This is a genomic window from Candidatus Poseidonia alphae (assembly GCF_943787815.1).
Lineage (GTDB): Archaea > Thermoplasmatota > Poseidoniia > Poseidoniales > Poseidoniaceae > Poseidonia > Poseidonia alphae.
In genome coordinates this window covers 1-16191 of the sequence record NZ_CALSNW010000003.1, presented here as the reverse complement: position 1 = coordinate 16191, position 16191 = coordinate 1, and the positions used below count along the sequence as shown (strand labels likewise).

Here is a 16191-nt window from a genome sequence, read left to right as displayed (position 1 = left end):
CGCATTTGGAGACAGTCTATCCCCGACTATAACACTTGGGTGAAAAAGAACTCCAAAACGACTCCCTGCGGACATTTTAGCGAAAGCCGCAATGGAATTTTTTTTAGGCGGTTTTTACCGAATATAACCACTCCTCGCATGCAGCGACAAAGGCATGCAAATCAAGGTCGTTGGAAATAACAGCATCCGCTTCATCGATGAGGACGTCCAAGCCCCAGCCGATTTCCCTGAGGTTTCGGGTTTCAAAAGCAGCCCAGTCACCATCTTCAGAGCGCCCTCGTTGTTGAATTCGCTCGAACCTCAGTTCTTCGCTTGTATCGATGGCCACGGTTCGAAAAACGGCACCCCATCTCTGGGAAAAGACGCTGCGCTCTGCAATCCCCCTGAGGCCCTCGATGAGTACAATAGGATTGGCCTGAAGGAGTTCGTCAACCTTGTCGCCAAGACGCACTGCGAGTACATCTTCTCCGAAGTCTGCACGCAACTCAGCGGCTATTTCTCCAAAGATGCTTGGGTTTTCAGGGAGGTTTCTCGAACGAACTTCTGCTCGAACCATGTCCCCCATTGAGACGACTGGGATCCCATCGTTTGAGAGTACTGCGGCAAATTCACCTTTGCCCGAGCCAGGCATTCCGCAGACTGCATAGACCCGAGCCATGAAGAAGGGCCCGTGACTGATGCTCAAGAACATACCCCCGAAAGGATGCTTTTGAGGTTAGTTTGAGAACTCAGCCCGACCCCATCGGCGGTCCATCATCTTCCAAAGAACGGCCGAGGCAAACAAGAGAAGAATTGAGATGATAATCATCCCCAAGTAACCTTGCTGAACCATGGAATCATCGTACATTTGAGCGGTGGCTGCAAGTCCGTCTTGGGAAGCTCGCTCCCACCAATTTCCATAAAGGGAGACGTCTCCTTGGGTGAAAGAAAGTAGAAACAGGCCAAGCAAAGGCAGAACCGTCCCGATCCAAAACCAGATCATAATCGAGGCATCAAAGATGGCCTTATTGGGCCGTAGACCCATCAAAAAGGCCGTCAAGGCAACGATGTAAATTGAGTTGGCAAACATGACGATAATGCTGGTTGGGAGGGACGCCCATTCATCCAATCGCCACGCCATTAGCACGATGAAAATCAGTGAAATCCATGAGGTTGCTAGAAAGTAAACCACAACTTTGGCCCGGATTAAATCCGGCACCTTAAGCGGCAAGCCGTTCATGAAGTCCGGAGAATCAAGGATGGTCAACCACGAGTAAAAGTTGAACCCGAAGAAGCCTAAAAACGGTGCATAAGAGAGCAGATTAATTGGAATTGGTGCATCGGCAAAATCAACCAACCATGCCATACCAAGCAGCACAAGAAGAGGTATCGCATAGGAAACAGTCATCTTTTTTATTGCGCCAGAACGGAACAAATCAACAAACTCTTTCGCCACAATAAGACGAATCTCGCCGTTCCCGAGGAAACTCAGTCGTCCGTAAATTGGAGCCAAAAGGTCTCCTCGTTCAACGACGCTCACATCAAAGTCGTCGAGAATCAGTACGGATGCAAAGAAGCCTAAACCAACAGAAAACACCAACCCTCCAATGATAAACAGACCGTTCTGTGTGGACTGGGCCACAAGCCCCCAAAGCAACAGTTCGGTTGGAAGCCACCCTAAGCCAACCCCGATGCCCAAGAAGACGATCCCAACTGGGCCAATGATGGTAAACGGTCGCCCTCGCAACCAGAGCGAGGATGCAAGAAAAGAAAGAGCCAGTCCTTGACCCAGAGTAGTTGCCATTGCAAGCCACGTCCAAGGTAACGAAGTCCAGAGGAGCGGGGTGCGAATGCCGGCCACACCGTCGAGAAGAATCCCGAGGGCCATGCCAGCAATAATTGGAGTAAGGATGAGCATAACATAGAACGCCAAATCCTTGACAAAATATGCGAAGTGAGCCATTGAGTTGGGTAGCGGCTGAAGTGCTGGAGCCGCAAGAAGGAAATTTTTACTCCCCGTACGCCGAATGATTGCATCTCGACCAATGAACGCAAAGGTTCCCATCCCTAGAGAGAACATGAACAATGGAAGATGGAGCGCAAAACGCAGTTCCTGCCAGGTGAATGTCTTGTTATCAAGGTCGGAACTTTGGGCTGCCGAATCTCCAACAAGAAACTGCAATCCAATGGTTGAGATAGCAGTCACAAGCGTCAGAAGCAATGGAAAAAGAACCATTTGTCGCTTCTTAGCAAACTCAACGCTCTTCCTTCCTTCTTCAACAAACATGACCCTAAAGGTCGCTGAAAATGCATTCCATCCACGCAACGGTTCGGTCAAGGTCGCACCGTGAGCCGATGTTCCGAGGGAAGGAAGGCGTTCAGGAATCTCGTCGTCCCAAGTTCGGGATTCAATGAACGAGGTATCCAAGTTCATTCCTCCGAGTCGGAAATCCCTTCCTCAGTGAATCGTTCAACATCTTCAATAGAATGCCCAACAAGACGAATAAAGACGTCCTCAAGGGTTTCATCTGGTGAGTTCTTCAATCCAGTGACGGTACCGGCTGCAAGCACCTTACCGTCGTTGATGATGGCCATTCGGTTGCACATTCGCTCCGCCATCTCCAACACGTGAGAGCAAAGGAAAATGGTCCCGCCCTCAGCCACATGGTCAAGCAACCACTGACGGCATTTACGTTGATAAATCGGGTCTAAATTTGCAAAAGGTTCGTCCAAAAAAAGTAATTTGGGACGATGAATGAACGCACTTGCCAGCATCACTTTTTGTCGTTGTCCCTTAGACAAATCTTTGCACATGGTATCTCGCTTTTCTTGCATTCCAAACCAATCAAGCCAGTGTTCAACCTTCGCTTTCATATCGTCAACGCCGCGCAAACGAGCTACAAACTCAAGAAATTCAGCAGGGGTTAGAAACGACGGAGGTGATTCAGATTCGGGCACAATACCGATGTTGGCCTTGACCTTCTGCGGGTCTCGGACCGCATCAACGCCCAGGACTTCGATCTGGCCTTTGCTTGGACGCAGTTGCCCGGTGAGGAGTTTTATGAACGTTGATTTGCCAGCGCCGTTTGGACCAAATACGCCGAAAAACTCACCAGCATGAACCTCCACATTAAGGGGATGAAGAGCAATAAAGTCCCCGTATTTCTTCGCCATATCCTTTGCGCTTACCAGAGGACGGGCATCTTCAGCCATGCTTGCGACACACGGGGGGAGGATTTCATACCTTGCCTCTCACCTCGTTTGGAACCGTGCGATGAAATCATGAACAGGAACCCTTTGGGTTGAACCATGAACGCTCCAGAGAGTGAAGTATTGAAGGTTGAACTCCTTCCGATTGATGATGAACATGACATTGGGTTTATCGCTTGTTTAACCATTGACCGTCCCGACAAACTCAACGCATTGAATGCTGAAGTCATGGATGGACTGAAGGCCGTTTGTGCGTGGGTAGAGGCACGTGATGATGTACGTGTGCTCATCGTCACGGGCGCACCTCCCAATCCACCTGCTGAAGGAAAAAGGGCCAAACCACATGCTTTTGTTGCTGGAGCAGACATCACTGAATTTGCTGGCGCAGGAAGTGAAGTGATTCGCGTCAAGTTCACAGATAACGCTGTCGAGGCCTTGTGGAATTTATCAAAACCGACCATCGCAATGGTCGATGGGGTTGCTCTTGGAGGTGGATGTGAAGTTGCTTGTTCATGTGACATTCGTATCGCTACCGACCGTTCTCGGTTCGGTGCACCCGAAATCAACCTTGGATTGATCCCTGGATACGGGGCCACTCAACGCTTGGAACGTCTTGTAGGATATGGAAAAGCGCATGAGATGATCATGACAGGTGACATGGTTCCCGCAGAAGAAGCACATCGCATTGGACTCGTCAACCATGTTGTCGCCCCTGAAGAATTGAAGGATACCGTCTATTCCATGGCTCGCCGAATCGGAACCAAATCTTCACACGCACTGCGTGTTGGAAAGGAAGTTGTTCGCAGTGCACTTGATGAGTCGTTAACCGAGGGAGTTGCTACTGAAGCTGCTGCATTCGCTGGATTGTTCGATAGCGAAGATAAGGAAATTGGTGTTCAAGCCTTCATCAACCGAGAAACGGCGCAATGGAAGCACAAGTAGACTCATCCCTGATCGGCCTTTGGCATCGGAAAGACGCAGGATGCTGGCTTGCGAAAGATGCGGTGACGGTACCGAGCCACAAAGCGGTAGACAAGATTGCGAATCGGTAACGGAATGATCCAACCAATCGGATACCACATGGCGTAATACCAACGCATGTAGAAAAGAAAACGTAGCGCTGCTGAGGACCGAATGTAGGGTTTATTATCACGCACGAGGTAAACGGTGTCGACGTCCTGAATGTGTTGCGGAAAGGTCGAAATGATGGCTTGACCTTCTTCACTCTCGATGGCCAGGAAGCGAAGGGAAGCGCCCGATGACATTCTTGGCGTCATGAACACAGCGAGACGTGTACAAAGCCCGCAGTCGCCGTCCAAAAGAATAACATCGCCTTCCGTCACGACCCGCCCTCGTGTTAGCGACAGCCTATCGGCACAAAAGGAGAGGGGCCATTGCCCCTCTCCAACCCGAGATTGCGCTCGAACGCGTCCATTCACAGGAGAATCATCCTACGGTTCGAATGTTGTTCTCTCGAAGATACAAACGGAAATGCGCCATGTGGCGACTGTTTGCTCTTCTGAACCACGCATCAATGACGAGAATGTCATGCGCTCCGGTTGTCGTGTTGTAAGCACGGCTACCGGCACTCACAAGTTCCTTGTGCATACGGACGTTACGAGCGACAAGCGCTTCCTGCGATGCGCAGCAAGGGCCATTGGCGCGTGCTCGTTCGTTCCGCTGACGTACCTTTTGGTCACGTCGTTCCAGGTAGTCCTTCCGCACTTGCTCTTCACGAGGATCGCTTAGACCCCCACTGACGGCCGTACGGTTTCGACGGACCCGGTTCTCCTTGTTCTTCTCACGATTGAGTTTTCGACCGTGGATTCTTCTTCCAGTGTTCTTTTTATTGTTGGCTTTTCCCATTAGATTTCACCCCGATTTACCTTGGCAGAGGGCTTCAAGAGCGCCTCCGCCGTGTGGGCAGATTTAGTTCGGGCAATGGGGTATCAATTTCTCAACTCGGAACACCTTTGGCACATTGTGCATAGATAATATTGTACGACCGTATATAAAAAATATACTGTAAATAGCCCAGTTTTACAACTGGAACGATGATGAAATGGGTCTATTCTTTCATCTCTTCGCGTAGGGCGGATAGTGCGCTACTCGATGCAGGTAGAGGCGGTAAAGGCAATGGGTTACCATCGGCCCCAATGAGGGGCGGGAGGATTTTACCATCAGCACCAATCAGTTCAGGCAATTCTGTTTGTGGCTCCGGTTTGGGTTTAATGATCGATTCAAAACCATCATCAAGGGGAAGGCGAAGTTTGAGGATTCTGCCTTCATCAATTCTTACAAAAGTTGCCCCGTAAACATGACCTGGCGCTGGGTGTTCTGGTTGGACCATAACCGAGTGGCCATGCCCGGGTGTTTGAAGCAAGGCTACCAAATCTTCCCCAGCAGCATGGTCTTCCCACATCTTTGCAGTAGATGCACGAATATCGGCCATCTGCCCTCGGCGACGCTGCTTGATACGTTGGCGAATTTCTTCATGTCGCTTTCGGCGATCGCTAACGGTGAGTTCAATGTCAGCATCCTCTACAGACTCTGGACTCACCTCAACAACGTATTCTCCCGCAGTATGAACATCATCCAGTTCGACTGTGATTTCAAGTTCGTTACTGTCCTCGTTATCATCAACCGATGATTCTGCTTGTGCGGAGGCCGCAGCAGCGATTTTTGCTAATTTACGCTCTCGAAGTGTTGCCCCATCAAGCGATTCAGCCTTAACAGGTTCAGGAATTCCATCGTCTTCTTCAAGTTCTACCTCGGCCTCAGTTTGAGGCTCTACACGTGTTTCAGAGTGGGGTTGGGGTGCCGCAACAGGCTTTCGAGGTGCTGTTCCAAGATTGATCCACCCAAAGGCAAGGATGCCCATGAGCGCCACTGAACCCCATTTGGCTTCGTCGGTTAATTCACCAATAGATGAGAGATAGAACCCCAACACACAGAGGAACATTACAGCCACGACGGTCCTTGCGAATCCCATGTCCCTCGTTCACCCCAAACATTGATTCTTTATGACGGTGATGGAATCCCAACACCTTCACAAATCTTGACTGTCCCCTGAGAGTTGAGTCACAAGGTGGTCGAGGGCACGCCTTCGGTGACTGAATTTTTGCTTGATTTCCAGTGAGATGGATCCGAAGGTTGCACCGTGAGTGCTCATGACCCCGTAGCTACCAGAAGGGAGAGGTTGGCCCAAATCATCAAGGTCCCGAGGAATGAAAATTGGGTCAAACCCAAATCCTTCCTCTCCTTTTGAAGTCGTCGAGATTGACCCGGGGCATGCCCCCTTTCCAAGAATAATGTTGTTCCCGTCCCAAAGAGCAGCCACGGCTTGAAACGATGCACTCCGAAGGCTGGCTGCCTGCACAGGGTCTTCACTTTGCAGGTGATTGAGAAGTCGCAACAGGCCTTGAAAACCGATGGTTTTGAATGCATATGAAGAATAAATTCCTGGGAATCCATCCAAGGGATCAACGAAAAGACCTGCGTCTTCTACCATCACGTGGGTTTCACCCTCCGGGAGATGTTGCTTGGCTTGCTCAAGTTTGGCGATGGCTACATCTTCCAGTGATTCAAGTTGAGGTTCAACAATCGTCCCTTCTGGCAGCAACAACTGACGCACTTCAAATCCCAAAGGCGAGAGATGATGGGTCGCTTCGGCGAGTTTTCCTTCGTTGCCTGTCAAGAACCAAATCACGGTGGACATCAACCCTCCCAATCCGTCACACCCTATGACGATGACTCCTTTCTCTTTTATTTCAAAGGTAAATTGATAGCATGGAGGGATGACCAACGGACATGGTTTCTGATTGGATCGCAGTGGCGGCAGGAGGGGCTTTGGGAGCCCTTCTCCGATTTTGGGTCAGTGAGAGCATGCCCTCGGATTCGTTTCCATGGGGAACGCTTACCGTAAATTTAGTCGGTTCAATTTTGCTCGGAGTGGTAACCGCTGCTGTTGCGGTGAACACCTTGAGCGAAACTCAGGCACTCCTCTTTGGGACCGGTTTGCTTGGAGCATTTACAACCCTCTCCACCTTTTCAATTGAAAGCGCCAATCTATGGAATGAGCAACGATGGGCTGAATTAGCGGGTTATATTTCTGCAACGGCCTTAGCAGGACCTGCTCTTGCCTTATTCGGCTGGAAAGCTACTGAGGCATTGTTGAACTAACCTTATTTGAGAATGTTTAACATCCTGTTCAAGGCTAAAAGCGCCCCTTCTTGAACGTCCTTTGGGACAGAGATTTGGTTGGGTTTTTCTCCCTTCACCAAGCGTTCGAGGACATCCATAAGGTAGGCAGGGTGAATCATGTACATGGTTGAACATGGGCAAATCTCGTCATCAAGACATTCAATGTGCTTGTCGGGGTGTTCTCTAGCCAGACGTGCGACCATGTTGATTTCTGTGCCAATAGCAACCGACGAGCCTGCTGGCAAGCCTTCAACAAAGTTCCGAATGTATTGTGTGGAGCCGTAGGCATCAGCCAAATCTACGGTTTCGCGAGGGCATTCCGGGTGGACCACTACAATTCCATCTGGGTATTCAGCCCGAAAGGTATGAATTTGGTCCGGTGTGAACCTCTTGTGTACGGAACAAAATCCATGCCAGAGGATAATCCTTGAGTCTTTTATTTCACCCATAGCGCCGATTCCAGGCGTCCAGGTCGGCATTTTCTCAGTATCAATCCCCATGGCGATACCGGTGTTTCGCCCGAGATGTTGGTCGGGAAAGAACAACACTGCACCACCATCTCCAGCCCGTTCAAAGGCCCAATTGAGAACACCTTGAGCATTTGAAGAAGTGCAAACAACGCCACCATGACGGCCGACAAAATCCTTCAAATCAGCGCTAGAATTCATGTAGGTCACGGGTACGAGGTAACTTTTGCCCTGAGGCGCTGGTTGTTCAGGGTCATCTCTGCTGAGTGGATCGTTCAAACCAGATGCGGCAAGCAATTCCGTCCAAGCACCTTCGACCTCAACCAAGGTGGCCATATCTGCCATCGAGCACCCGGCACGCATGTTTGGTAAGACAACCGTTTGGTCATCAGTGGTCAGAATATCTGCTGATTCAGCCATGAAATGGACGCCACAAAACACGATGTGTTTCGCTGTTGAAGAAGCAGCCTGCTGACTGAGCATAAACGAATCCCCGAGAAAATCGGCATGCATCACGATGCTGTCACGCTGGTAATGGTGGCCAAGGATGAGAAGGTCGTCCCCGAGTTGATCCTTCAGTTCCTGAATTCGATCACTCACGGCTTGTTCTTCGGTTGACAAGGAGGCATCCATGAAATCAACAGAACACATCGGGAGGGTCAGTGACATGGCTCTCATACGATGTAAACGCTCACCCCTTTTGAAACAGTGGTTTGGGGTGAACTTTGAAAACCGTGACCGTGTGAGCGAGGCATGGCCTTCATCGAAGACCGACGTCTCCATTTGGGTGCGGAGGCGGAGGTATGGAGGGGAACATGGTTTGGAAAACAAGCCGTCAGGAAACAACGGCGACCCCGGTCATGGCGCCACGCTGACCTCGACCATCGCCTTGGGGTTCGACGCATGACCAGCGAGGCTCGCTTGTTGATTCGTTTACGCAAATGCGGACTCCCTGTTCCTGCTGTTTGGGACTTGGACTTGGATGGGGGACAGTTGGTCCTTGAATGGCTTCCCGGGCGAACCCTCATTGAGGTTCTCAACGATGAAAACACCGAGCCTCAAACCGTTGAATTCGCTTTGAAATCCGTAGGTTCTGCGGTACGTCACTTGCACAGGGAGGCGATGACCCACGGTGATTTGTCAACCAATAACGTCCTCATCAACGAGACCGAAGTGTTCCTGATCGACTTTGGATTGGCTGCTGTTGAATACGAGGTCGAGCGATTCGGAATCGATCTCCACGTTCTGGATGAAATTCTTGGCGCATCCCATCCTCAATGGGAGGGGGCCATCAACTGGGTGTTGGAGGGTTATGCTGGAGTGGATGCTGAACTTGGAGCGGCCCCTGTTCTTCAAGGCGGCAAGGTGCCCACAGCAGCCGAAGTATTGACTCGGCTGGACGAGATTCGACAGCGGGTGCGTTATCACGGTTGAAGGACGCTGGAGCGCTCGTTGCGTCGTTCTCCCTGTCGCTGCCACGTGTTGAAGAACACGATGATGATGGCTAAAACAACACCAAGTTGGAGAACGATGCTGGAGTACAAACGCAATTCAGGATCCCATGAATGAATCTCTACAGAAACGGTTTCATCTTCCAACTGGAAATACACCAAGTGATTTTCAAGCACTTGAGGCCCCCACTGGTCATTTTCATCCACGGTGAGAACCTGAGTCGTATTTGTACCAAGGGTAGTGAAATGTATTTCTCGGTCGAGGTATTCATCTCGAGGCGTGAGGGGATTGTAATGGTCACGAGCAGCCCAAGCAAGAATTCCGTTTCCGATTGAAGGGTCAGATACATGGTATTTCGCGTTGCTTCCAAGCCATTGCATGGCCGTTGAACGGTTGTAAACGACAAGTCGGTCGGTCGCACTTACATTGACCGTCACAGCAAGATATTCCCGATTGAAAGCAATGTCCACGATGGACGCATTTTCCATGTCAACCGGGGTTCCCCATTCAGCAAGAATCTCATCCTCTTCTACGGCGGCGCTTGCATTTACCTGGTATTCAGTCATGCCCTTGACCCCCATTTGAATCACGTGAATTGATGTCAAATCATCTGAGGTGACAAAGGCTACTTCTGAGCCTGAGCCTGCAAGGTAAACCACGGATTCAAACGGCTCGAGAGGGTTGGACAGCGGGGATCCATCCAAATTCATAGCGAGAAGAGCACCGTCTTGGACATAAACAACAGCGAGTTCAGCGCCGTAATCCACCAGCATCAAACGGTCAGGGCGCTCCATTTGGATGGAAAAGAGAAGTCCATCGTCTTGTTCAACGTCAACCACCGATAGATGTGTCGAATTAGCAGCTACCAAAGTCGTTCCCGATACTGCATAAGGGGAGTCGATGGTCAAATCCAAAGAAAGGAGTTCGTACGGTTCAGAACCACTGTCTGAGAGGTTATGCACCAACATCACCGCTTCGCCGCTTTGATTATCGAGAGTGAACAGCCATCCGTCGACTGCTGCTGCACCTTCTGGTGCCTCTACGCCACCAGCAGGCAGTGCACTGTGAGTCAAATCCCATGTAATTACTGAAGAAACAACGATGAGGATGACAAAGGCGATCCTTCCTGTTTCACGGCTTGTCGGATTGCGATAGCGGCGAAAAGTTGATCGCAATCTTCCTTTGACGAAACCGAGAGCATCCCTCGGTTTGGTCAGTACGGTTACGATACGGGCATTCATGGTGCGTTCGTCAAAGAATTTCCACCATGTGTTGGATGTTCGGTCTGCAAGTGAGACGGCTGCTCCAGCGATCAGCATACCACCGATGATGTCCAAAAACCAATGGATTCCAAGATAGATGATGGTGAATGCTGTAACGGCAGTATAGAGCAAAACGGTGTGCCTGTAACGGTTCCATCGCCGGTCATCATCAAAACGTGTCAGACACAACCAAACAGCAAATGGAATTCCGATGTGAAGCGAAGGCATGCCGTTTGTAAACGGGTCAATACGGCGGAACCAATCAGCAATCTCCGGCGTCAGAGTGTAGGCTAAAGTTTCCATTCCCGGAATGGTATCTCCGGTTACCCTGACGTTGAAAAACAGGTAGAATGGAACGGCGAGAATGTAAACCCAAGCGATAGAAAGGGTCACTCGGTCTGCAAGCCAGCGGTCATCAAAATATGCAAAGTAAAAGATGGAAACATAGCAGATGAACATGAATCCCGCCACATAGAAGTGTGTCAGGAAGGTCGTAAGTGAGGGATTTTGGAAGGTTTGTTGGACCCAGAGAACAAGATTCCCTTCAATGGCCCAAATATAAGGCGTCATGTCTAGACCGGTACTCGCCATTAAGAGACGGTCAATTTGGTCAAGGCCGTCCTTTGCATTGTAGATGAGAAAGACAATCAATATGTGAACCCAGTACCTGCGAAAGAAATCAACGAACGGGGGTAGGGAAACATTGGCCCAGGGTGGTTTGAATACCGGTAAAAGAATGACGCCCAGTGCAAGTGCACTGATCATCCAAGTGAGGTACACGCTCTGCACTCAGCATCAACTCCAAACAACGGTCGGTGAGTCCTGTTCAATAATGCGTCGTCTCATTGAACCCAATTTGGAACGGTTACCATGCTCCGTGCACATAGGGCTTGCCACGGTCGGGGTCTTTTCGTTGAGCGAGGTCGTAAATTCGTTCATAGCGGAAAATACCGCTTGAGCATCCGGTCTGCCACTCGAAAGCAAGAGCGTATTTCCCAATGGTTCGAACTTGTGGCTTCTCGGGAGGGTGTGCTTCGACTTGGCGACGGAGGGTTTTGCTGGTTTCGTCGACGTTACGCATTGGAGAACACTTGGCACAGGGACAAGCGTGGCGAAGGTCATCGTAGGAGACAACATACGTTGTATCATCGTTGTAGGAAAGTACCATTTCGGTGGTTTTCCGCTCAAGTTTTTTGAGGGTTGGGAGTTCAGTGCTCATGAATTCACCTCAAATGATTTCAAGCCCGTCATCTGCCCCGTTTCCAAGTTGGTCTTGAAGCGCTGAGACCACTTTTGCGAAGGCAATTGCTGATGCTCCTTCAGGATCCGATACGATTCGATGGACACCATCATCGCCACCGCGAACAAATCCGGGGTCAAACGGAAGCGCACCAAGGAAGGGAACTCCAAATTCTTCTGCGGTTGACTTTCCTCCGCCTTCTTTGAAAATATCCAATGTGAATTGGAAGCGACCTTCCTCATCGGCAGTAGCATCAATTGTTTTCCCTCCCGGGCCTGCGACCGAGAAGGTACTTCCGGGTTCTGCTGTCCCTTCTACGGTATATCCGCTCATGTTCTCAACAACACCCAAAACTGGAACCTTGAGAGATTCGGAAAAGGTGATTGATTTGCGGCTGTCCAACAGCGCGACTTGTTGAGGAGTGGTGACGATGACCATCCCGTCGATGTTTGGTAGCGATTGAGCGACGGTAAGAGGCTCATCAGAGGTGCCGGGGGGGAAATCAATGACGAGATAGTCAAGTTCTCCCCATTCAACGTCCCCGATAAATTGCTGGATGGCGCCCAACTTGATTGGCCCTCGCCAAACGACTGGGGTATCTTCATCTTCTAGCAAGAAGGCCATGCTGATGACTTTCACGCCAAGGTGGCCCTGAGCTGGATGTATTCGCTTGTTTTCCACATGCAGTCGGCGGCCATCAAGGCCCATCATTTTTGGAACGTTAGGCCCAGTGATGTCAATGTCAAGAATTCCAACACGGAATCCTTGCTGTGCGAGTGAGAGCGCGAGGCCAGTACTTACTGTGGATTTGCCCACGCCTCCTTTACCGGACAATACCATGATCTTATGTTTGATCTGGCGGCCAATTTCTTCCATCGACATCTTGCGCTTCATCTGCGCATATGCTTGTTCCATCTGTTTTTGCTCTTGAGGCGATGGGGCGGGCGCTGGAGTGGACTCGCCGGTACTTGGAGAGTTGAGGGTCACGGGTGAATCGGCCATGGTTTTACCAATGAATTGGGCTACTTCAACCCACCCACCGACTAAGCAAGGAAACATCGTGCCGATTCACGGTCATCGGCGCAAGAGAACATCAACGGCCAGATGGCTGAGGAGCGTGGGAGCGACCACAACAACAAGCGGCAGGAACTGCCATTCCATCCCTCCATACGCCCAGCCAAGTCCAACGGAGAGCGGCAGGGCAAGGATAAAGGAAAATCGGTTGGTTTCGCGCCGATGTACTCTTGGCATGGCTTTTCCAAGAAGAATTGAGACCGAACCGAAAAACACGATTTGGAACGTTATTGATGTCGCAATGATGCGGAATAAAACCTCAAAATCCATTGCAGCCGCAATGATGTGCCCAACAAAAAGGAAGGTGAACACCCCCATGTTAGCGACAATGGAAGCGTGTTTCACAGTGGTTCCTCCTCCTCAACCTATGTCAATTCATGGTACGTGTCCGGAAGAAGATAGAGTTCATATCCCCTCACTTGTTCGCATCTATCATGAAACTCCTCTTCGTGTGCGTCGGCAATTCATGCCGCTCTCAAATGGCCGAAGGATTGGCTCGCTCAATGGGCCATGAAGCCTCATCTGCTGGAACACACCCTGGACCCCAGATTGCCCCCCATGCAGTTACACTCCTGGAGAGCAGAGGAATCTCCACCGAAGGCATGGTGCCAAAAAGTGTTGATGGATTCAAGGCTGAAGATTTCGACATGGTGATTTCAATGGGCTGTGGTGTTCATTGCCCAGTCATGAAAATCGATGAAGACTGGGAACTTGAGGACCCGTATGGAGGATTGTACGAAATGTACGAAGCCACTGCGGCTGAAATTGAGCGCCGTCTTAAGTTGATTGAAGTTCACTCTTCTTCGGACTGAGGCACATCTCCGACACCGGCGATGTTGATCCGCAGGACGCTTACTGTCCGTGTTTTCCCCTCGTCAGTAGGCAGCTCTTCTGAACCGCATTCCAAATTCTCGATGGTGACGGTTTCTGGAAGGCCTTGTGCAATGTGACCGTTCCGGCGTCGGCAGACCTCTGCAACGTCCACAGCTCGGGAGATTGTAGCCCCACGAGCAACCAGTTGAATGGAACGCTCGCCTTCTTCCATTGCCATAACAACTGCACGAACATATGCGTGCAATGGTTTCTTTCCGATGAAGATAATTCTGCGTTCGTCTGACATGGTATTCCCAAGTCTTTGGGAACCGACCCATCACATAATACTTGAGTGATGGAAAACAGGCGTTTTAGCCAAAAATATAGGATTTTTGGAAAACATGCGAGAGCCGGGACTCGAACCCGGGTTCAGGCGTTGGCAACGCCCGGTGATAACCACTACACTACTCTCGCTTGTGCTTCGCCCACCGAGCCGGAGTTTAAACGATTGTCGGCCTCACTGCTTGCTTGGCCAAAGAGCATCACCCCTCAACCGCTGCCTTGCAATTTGCTCTGTTTAGGACCTCATGAGCGAGGCTTGTGATTGAATTATTGAAACAGGAGTTCAAAAGTAACTTCGTAAGTGTCCAATCATGAAAGTCACCTTATCCGTAGCATCTTTGATACTCATTCTTGCTCTAAGCCTGGCAACAGGAGCAGTATTTACTGCTCTTGACCCCCTCAATACTTCCGCCGATGAGTCGTTTTCAATCGACGCACCGGTCGCCTACGGAATCAACGAGTACATACTCGTGGAGGTTGACGAAGGAGACAACGACGAAGAAGACGTCATCACCGAGCGACTTCATGAATTCCAATTTGATTCCATCAACGGCGGAGATGTCGTCAATTGGGACTTTGGTGACGGGACAACCGGCATCGGGGTAGAAACCGTTCACTCTTTCGAATTACCTGGGACTTACACGGTCACAGCCACCTCAACCTCAGTTGATGCCATTCAAACTGCAACGGTTGAAATTACCGTTGAACGAACTGCCACGGTCGAATCTGACAACATGGAATGCGTCTGTGCGCCGACTGCAAAAGCAACCATTGTCAACCTCATACCCCTCGCAGGAACCGTTTCTTATGACGGCATAGTTACCGTTGAACACGACGGTAGCAGTGAATCATGTGCTCTTCGAAATCCGCTACAAGAATGCCATGTGCGTGTGATTATTGAGCACACACTGGACGGATCGGTGATTGAACAAGAAACCATTTTTGATGAACGCTTCAGGGAAAATGAACTCAACATTCCATTCGAGATGATGAACATTGAACTCGACGAAGGTGAAGGCTTGCAGATTCGACTTGAAACCGACCAAGCTCGTGACTGGCACAAGCCAAGCACGACATGGGAAATGACTGCACCAATCGTATGATTCACAGTACAAATCAAAGGTGTTCGGAATCGATTTTGTTGATGCGTACGGCCAACAAGACTGCTTTGAATCATTTCTGGTGGACGTGACGAGCCAATGAAAAAAGCAAAAATAAACGTACTTTTCATGGCCCAAGTCCAACATGGATTCAATAAAATCATCTCAAATGGTGGACGTGCCGAGATTTGAACTCGGGGCCTCTACCATGCCAAGGTAGCGATCTTCCAACTGATCTACACGCCCAAAAGGGTGCTTTCGCATTCCGCCGACCGGCCTCGCAGTCATAAGGATTCCCGACTTTCATCCACCGCTTTTGAGTGACAGAATCATCAACCGTCACATGAAATCTCATGAAGGACCAACAACTGCCGGTACTCATGGGGGGCAAAAACAGTGGGCCGTTGAGCGACACTCCAGCCCCCAAATCACCTCCAATCGTCCCAGAAGACCTGGTCGACGCGGTAATATCTGCACTTTCTGGGCACGTAGACGCCGTCTTTGTTCCATGGATTGCAGACCGATACACCCTCGAGTGGCTTTCCGTAGATGATGACCGCTTGGGCATGACTCGCTTTGAGGAAGGAAGTGCAGAATTGCTTCGGCGTCGAAAACTGCGCATTGACCCTGGCCACGTCACCATTGGATTGCATCCTGCGCTCTTGGAAGATGAAGCCCTTTACCGCCACACCTTCGCCCATGAATTGTTTCACGCTGCTGGTTTGACCTTGCACTCTGATGCCCATGAGAAATTGACCCAACAAGTCGCTCCGGCGCCCGCAATGAAAGATTCGGCCTTGTTGCAGAAAATGCGAACTTCGGTACTTGAGGGGCTGAAGGTCCAATCATGGTCGTGTAAGCGATGCGGATACACATGGAAACGGACCACTGTGCGCCGGCCAAGTCGGTGTTTGAAGTGCGCTCGTCCGTTGTAAGGCCCGTGTTAATCTTCATGTAGCGTGGTCGCTGCCCCCGACATGGACGTATAGTGTAGTTGGATATCACTCTAGCCTTCTAAGCTGGAAACCCGGGTTCGAATCCTGGTACGT

At 50.3% G+C, this 16191-nt stretch carries 19 protein-coding genes and 2 tRNA genes; 6 read left to right on the top strand and 15 right to left on the bottom strand.

Annotated elements, in window-relative coordinates; translation table 11 throughout:
* Positions 1 to 103: 103 nt before the first annotated feature.
* The 3 genes from AAA857_RS04985 to AAA857_RS04975 are packed head-to-tail and all read right to left on the bottom strand — an operon-like array spanning position 104 to position 3192.
* Complete coding sequence (locus AAA857_RS04985; protein WP_338173744.1) at positions 104 to 658, bottom strand: AAA family ATPase; 555 nt, start codon at positions 656 to 658, stop codon at positions 104 to 106.
* Between the two features lie 57 nt (positions 659 to 715).
* On the bottom strand, positions 716 to 2413 hold the full coding sequence (locus tag AAA857_RS04980; protein ID WP_338173742.1) for a hypothetical protein: 1698 nt from the start codon (positions 2411 to 2413) through the stop codon (positions 716 to 718).
* Positions 2410 to 3192 (bottom strand): ABC transporter ATP-binding protein, encoded by a 783-nt coding sequence (locus AAA857_RS04975; RefSeq protein WP_338173740.1) that lies wholly within the window; start codon positions 3190 to 3192, stop codon positions 2410 to 2412. Before AAA857_RS04975 ends, AAA857_RS04980 begins: the two co-directional genes overlap by 4 nt.
* A gap of 96 nt (positions 3193 to 3288) precedes the next feature.
* Between AAA857_RS04975 and AAA857_RS04970 the strand changes: the two genes are divergently transcribed.
* Complete coding sequence (locus tag AAA857_RS04970; RefSeq protein ID WP_338173738.1) at positions 3289 to 4131, top strand: enoyl-CoA hydratase/isomerase family protein; 843 nt, start codon at positions 3289 to 3291, stop codon at positions 4129 to 4131.
* A 2-nt stretch (positions 4132 to 4133) separates the two neighbouring features.
* On the opposite strand, the gene AAA857_RS04965 is transcribed toward AAA857_RS04970, so the two are convergent.
* From AAA857_RS04965 to AAA857_RS04950, 4 genes are all read right to left on the bottom strand, one after another.
* Positions 4134 to 4532, bottom strand: a complete 399-nt coding sequence (locus tag AAA857_RS04965; RefSeq protein ID WP_338173737.1) for a DCC1-like thiol-disulfide oxidoreductase family protein — start codon at positions 4530 to 4532, stop codon at positions 4134 to 4136.
* Between the two features lie 103 nt (positions 4533 to 4635).
* The gene (locus AAA857_RS04960; protein ID WP_338173735.1) at positions 4636 to 5055 is read right to left on the bottom strand and encodes a hypothetical protein; all 420 of its coding nucleotides are present in this window, start codon (positions 5053 to 5055) and stop codon (positions 4636 to 4638) included.
* Between the two features lie 202 nt (positions 5056 to 5257).
* The gene (locus AAA857_RS04955) at positions 5258 to 6181 is read right to left on the bottom strand and encodes a hypothetical protein (RefSeq protein ID WP_338173733.1); all 924 of its coding nucleotides are present in this window, start codon (positions 6179 to 6181) and stop codon (positions 5258 to 5260) included.
* A gap of 57 nt (positions 6182 to 6238) precedes the next feature.
* Positions 6239 to 6907 carry a non-canonical purine NTP pyrophosphatase gene (locus AAA857_RS04950; protein WP_338173731.1) on the bottom strand — a complete coding sequence of 223 codons (669 nt, stop codon included), beginning with the start codon at positions 6905 to 6907 and terminating at the stop codon, positions 6239 to 6241.
* 92 nt (positions 6908 to 6999) lie between these two features.
* On the opposite strand from AAA857_RS04950, the gene crcB reads away from it, so the two are divergent.
* Positions 7000 to 7371 carry a fluoride efflux transporter CrcB gene (gene crcB / locus AAA857_RS04945; RefSeq protein WP_338173729.1) on the top strand — a complete coding sequence of 124 codons (372 nt, stop codon included), beginning with the start codon at positions 7000 to 7002 and terminating at the stop codon, positions 7369 to 7371.
* A 2-nt stretch (positions 7372 to 7373) separates the two neighbouring features.
* Here crcB and nadA read toward each other — a convergent pair whose 3' ends face one another.
* On the bottom strand, positions 7374 to 8528 hold the full coding sequence (gene nadA / locus AAA857_RS04940; RefSeq protein WP_338173727.1) for a quinolinate synthase NadA: 1155 nt from the start codon (positions 8526 to 8528) through the stop codon (positions 7374 to 7376).
* 84 nt (positions 8529 to 8612) lie between these two features.
* Between nadA and AAA857_RS04935 the strand changes: the two genes are divergently transcribed.
* Positions 8613 to 9293: a KEOPS complex kinase/ATPase Bud32 gene (locus AAA857_RS04935; protein WP_338173725.1), complete on the top strand. Its 681-nt coding sequence runs from the start codon at positions 8613 to 8615 to the stop codon at positions 9291 to 9293.
* Here the strand turns inward: AAA857_RS04935 and AAA857_RS04930 are convergent.
* The 4 genes from AAA857_RS04930 to AAA857_RS04915 all read right to left on the bottom strand — a co-directional run bounded on the left by AAA857_RS04930 (position 9284) and on the right by AAA857_RS04915 (position 13232).
* A complete protein-coding gene (locus AAA857_RS04930; RefSeq protein WP_338173723.1) occupies positions 9284 to 11362 on the bottom strand; it encodes a phosphatase PAP2 family protein in 2079 nt (692 codons plus the stop codon). The two genes, AAA857_RS04935 and AAA857_RS04930, sit on opposite strands and share 10 nt — an antisense overlap.
* Positions 11363 to 11438: 76 nt before the next feature.
* Positions 11439 to 11792 carry a gamma-butyrobetaine hydroxylase-like domain-containing protein gene (locus tag AAA857_RS04925; RefSeq protein ID WP_338173721.1) on the bottom strand — a complete coding sequence of 118 codons (354 nt, stop codon included), beginning with the start codon at positions 11790 to 11792 and terminating at the stop codon, positions 11439 to 11441.
* Between the two features lie 9 nt (positions 11793 to 11801).
* Positions 11802 to 12815, bottom strand: a complete 1014-nt coding sequence (locus AAA857_RS04920; RefSeq protein ID WP_338173719.1) for an Mrp/NBP35 family ATP-binding protein — start codon at positions 12813 to 12815, stop codon at positions 11802 to 11804.
* A gap of 72 nt (positions 12816 to 12887) precedes the next feature.
* On the bottom strand, positions 12888 to 13232 hold the full coding sequence (locus AAA857_RS04915; RefSeq protein WP_338173717.1) for a hypothetical protein: 345 nt from the start codon (positions 13230 to 13232) through the stop codon (positions 12888 to 12890).
* A gap of 32 nt (positions 13233 to 13264) precedes the next feature.
* Between AAA857_RS04915 and AAA857_RS04910 the strand changes: the two genes are divergently transcribed.
* Complete coding sequence (locus AAA857_RS04910; protein WP_338173715.1) at positions 13265 to 13699, top strand: low molecular weight phosphatase family protein; 435 nt, start codon at positions 13265 to 13267, stop codon at positions 13697 to 13699.
* Here the strand turns inward: AAA857_RS04910 and AAA857_RS04905 are convergent.
* Positions 13681 to 14007, bottom strand: coding sequence for a hypothetical protein (locus tag AAA857_RS04905; RefSeq protein WP_338173713.1), 327 nt, complete (start codon positions 14005 to 14007; stop codon positions 13681 to 13683). The two genes, AAA857_RS04910 and AAA857_RS04905, sit on opposite strands and share 19 nt — an antisense overlap.
* 95 nt (positions 14008 to 14102) lie before the next feature.
* Positions 14103 to 14174: transfer RNA gene (locus AAA857_RS04900), tRNA-Gly, on the bottom strand.
* A gap of 179 nt (positions 14175 to 14353) precedes the next feature.
* Here AAA857_RS04900 and AAA857_RS04895 point away from each other — a divergent pair.
* The gene (locus AAA857_RS04895) at positions 14354 to 15145 is read left to right on the top strand and encodes a PKD domain-containing protein (protein WP_338173711.1); all 792 of its coding nucleotides are present in this window, start codon (positions 14354 to 14356) and stop codon (positions 15143 to 15145) included.
* Between the two features lie 167 nt (positions 15146 to 15312).
* Here AAA857_RS04895 and AAA857_RS04890 read toward each other — a convergent pair.
* Positions 15313 to 15388: transfer RNA gene (locus AAA857_RS04890), tRNA-Ala, on the bottom strand.
* A gap of 134 nt (positions 15389 to 15522) precedes the next feature.
* Here AAA857_RS04890 and AAA857_RS04885 point away from each other — a divergent pair.
* On the top strand, positions 15523 to 16077 hold the full coding sequence (locus AAA857_RS04885) for a hypothetical protein (protein WP_338173709.1): 555 nt from the start codon (positions 15523 to 15525) through the stop codon (positions 16075 to 16077).
* The last annotated feature ends 114 nt before the right edge of the window (positions 16078 to 16191 follow it).